2 protein-coding genes and 1 pseudogene are annotated in these 3,210 nt (G+C 75.8%); 1 reads left to right on the top strand and 2 read right to left on the bottom strand.

Features of this window, described 5'->3' with window-relative positions; all coding sequences use genetic code 11:
- Together HUW36_RS29050 and HUW36_RS29045 are read right to left on the bottom strand one after the other, a co-directional pair.
- Positions 1-368 (bottom strand): annotated as a pseudogene (locus HUW36_RS29050) (hypothetical protein); the annotation flags it as partial.
- A 12-nt stretch (positions 369-380) separates the two neighbouring features.
- Complete coding sequence (locus HUW36_RS29045; protein WP_174531038.1) at positions 381-974, bottom strand: hypothetical protein; 594 nt, start codon at positions 972-974, stop codon at positions 381-383.
- Positions 975-1,276: 302 nt separating this feature from the next.
- Between HUW36_RS29045 and HUW36_RS29040 the strand changes: the two genes are divergently transcribed.
- The coding region (locus tag HUW36_RS29040; RefSeq protein WP_174531037.1) for a sensor histidine kinase at positions 1,277-3,210 on the top strand (1,934 nt) is incomplete at its 3' end.

Genomic DNA, 3,210 nt, shown 5'->3' with positions numbered 1-3,210 from the left:
TGTGCTCTTCCGATCTCCACCGTGGCCGCCCCGAACGCGGTCGGCAGCGGCGCCGGCTCGTGGAACTCCGGCCGGCCGTCGGCGTCGCGCGTGGTGTCCGCGTCGTCCGTCCGGTCGGCCGCGTCCCGCAGCTCGCCGGCGTCGTACCCGCGGGTCTCGTCGAGGTCCGCGTCCCGCCGGTCGGTGACGGCCGGGTCGTCGAAGGTGCCCCGGTCGTCGAGCACGTCCTCGGGCACGTCGGCCCGGTCCGCGCGGTCGGTCCCCGACCGGTCGGCGTCGGTGTGGTCGCCCGGCGGGGGGACCGGCACCGGCGCGGACCGTACGGCCTCGGGGTGGTCCTGTGTGACCTGCTGCTCTTCCTGGCGCATGGCGGCGGCTCCTCAGCGGCTCGTGGCGTCGTGCTCGTGGTCGGGGTGGCGCTGCTCCGGCGCCTGCTGGCCGACCGGGTCCTCGCCGAGCAGGTCGGCGAAGAGGGCCCGGTAGTGCACCAGCGCCTGCCGGAGGTCCTCGGTGCCGGCCTCGCCGCGCTCGTTGCGCTGCCGGATCTCGTGGGCGTCCCGGTAGTGGGTCAGGGTGCGGGCGTGCTCGACGGAGAGGTGGGCGATCTGGTCCGAGAAGTCGCCGGTGGGGTATCCGCGCTCGGCGATCAGGCGGCCGACCAGCTCGTCGGCGTCGCCGACGGTCTCCGCCGGCGAGTCGACGAAGCGCACCTGGAGGTCCTCCCAGGCGGCGGCGTAGCGGGCCCGGGACTCCGGGCTGAGCGGGGTCAGCTCCAGCTCGGCGTGCCGGCGCTCGCGCTCGCGCAGCTCGCGCTCGGCGGCGCCCCGGCTGTCCTGCTCGGCGACGACCCGGTCGTACTCCGGGCCGAAGCGCTGCTTGAGGGCCCGCCGGCGGTTGGCGACCACGGCGAGCGCGACCAGCGCGGCGATGACGGCGACGACGATGACTATGACGACTACCTGGGTGGGCGACATGGCTCCTCCTTCGCCGCTGGTATTCCCTCGTGCGGGTGATCGCCAATCCCGTTCCGGGGCACTTTCCGCGCGGCCTGCGAAAGGTGGGTGGTTCGGCGACGCCCTAACGGCGCGGCGCCGGGGTCCATCGGTGTCCCGCGTGACCGTTCCGGACCGTAGTGAGCGGCGAGACGGCCGGTAGTGCATCCGTCCGGGATTACGTATCCTGCCCAAGGCGTCCGGGTCGGGGCCCGGCGTCGTGGCCGGCGACCTGGCGGCCGCTGCCGGCGCCACCCAGCGACACCTTCCCGGGCGAGGTCTGATTGAACACCCGCGACTGGCCGATCCGCGCCAAGCTGACCGCGCTGGTCATCGGTCCGGTGACCGGGTTGCTGGCGCTGTGGATCTTCGCGACCACGCTCGCCTTCGGCCCCGCGCTCGACCTGCTCGCCGCGCGTACCCTCCTCTACGACCTCGGCCGGCCGGGCGAGACCGTGGTCGCCGAGCTGCAACGGGAACGGCGGCTCTCGGTGGTGCAGCTCGCCGGTGACGGCACCCTGCCGGAGCTGCGCGAGCAGCGGGCCCGCACCGACCGGGCGGTGGCCGAGCTGCGCCGCCGGATCGACGGCGAGGACCTGCGCGACGCGGCCGACGACCAGCTCGACGCCCGGCTCGACCAGCTGGGCTCCGCGCTGGAGGCGTTGCCGGCGGGGCGGGCCTTCATCGACGACCGGAAGGTCGACCGGGCCGGCGCGGTCGGCCTCTACAGCGGGATGGTCGGCTCCGCCTTCCAGGCGTTCTCCGCCATGGCCGCGCTGCCCGACGTCCAGCTCAACCGGGAGGCGTCGGCGCTCACCGCCCTGGGCCGCTCCCGCGAGCTGCTGGGCCAGGCCGACGCGCTGCTCGCCGGCGCGGTCGTGGCCGGCCGGTACGCCGAGGGCGAGCACGAACAGCTCGTACGCACCGTCGAGAACCAGCGCTTCCTGGCCGAGAACGCGGTCGCCGACCTGCCGCCCGACGAGCGCGCCGGCTACCAGCGGCTGACCGAGGGGCCGGGCTTCCTCCGGCTGCGCGCGCTCCAGGACGCCCTGATCCGCTCCACCGAGCTGCCCGCCCGGTTCGACGTACGGGCCTGGGAGAGCAGCCACGCCGAGGTCTGGCAAGGGCTGCGCGACTTCGAGCTGCGCGGCGCGGACGGCCTGGCCGAACGGTCGGTGCCGATGGCCGTGCGCATCCTCGTCCAGCTCGCCGCCGCCGGCGTGCTGGGCCTGGTGGCCGTCGTGGCCTGCGTCCTGGTGGTGCTGCGGGTCGGCCGGTCGCTGGCGCACCGGCTGACCGGCGTGCGGAGCGCCGCGACCGAGATGGCCGAGCGGCGGCTGCCCGACGTGGTCGCGCGGCTGCGCCGGGGCGAGGAGGTCGACGTCGACCGGGAGGCCCCCGAACTCGACCACGGCGGCGACGAGATCGGCCAGGTGGCGCACGCCTTCAACGAGGTGCGGCGGACCGCGGTGCGGGCCGCGGTGGACGAGGTCACCCTGCGTCGCGGGTTCAACGAGGTCATCCTCAACCTGGCCCGCCGCAGCCAGGGCCTGGTGCACCGGCAGTTGGCGTTGCTGGACCGGCTGGAGCGGCGCACCGAGGACCCGGACGAGCTGGCCGGGCTGTTCCAGGTCGACCACCTGGCCACCCGGCTGCGCCGGCACGCCGAGGACCTGGTCATCCTCGCCGGTGCCGCGCCCGGGCGGGGCTGGCGCCGCCCGGTCGCCGCGGTGGACGTGATGCGCGGGGCGATCTCCGAGGTCGAGGCGTACGACCGGGTCGACGTGGGCGAGGTGCAGCCCGCCGGGGTCCTCGGCCGGGCCGTCGGCGACGTGATCCACCTGCTCGCCGAGCTGATCGAGAACGCCACCGCGTTCTCCCCGCCGGGCACCCGGGTGGACGTCACCGGGCGGACCGTCCCCGGCGGGTACACCGTGGAGATCACCGACCGCGGCCTGGGCATGTCACCCCCGGCCCTGGCGGCGGCCAACCGCAAGCTGGCCGCCCCGCCGGAGTTCGACCCGGCCGACAGCGCCCGGCTGGGCCTGTTCGTGGTGGCCCGGCTGGCCGCCCGGCACGGCGTGCGGGTGGAGCTGCGGCCGGCCGGACCGGCCGGCACCACCGCCTCGGTGCTCGTCCCCGCCGATCTGATCACCGACGAGCCGCCGGTCGGCGCGGACGCCGCACCTCCGGGGCCGGAGCGGCGGCGGATGGCGAA

It is taken from the genome of Micromonospora maritima, assembly GCF_902825405.1.
GTDB classification, from domain to species: Bacteria; Actinomycetota; Actinomycetes; order Mycobacteriales; family Micromonosporaceae; genus Micromonospora; species Micromonospora maritima.
This window is presented reverse-complemented; position numbering and strand designations above follow the sequence as displayed.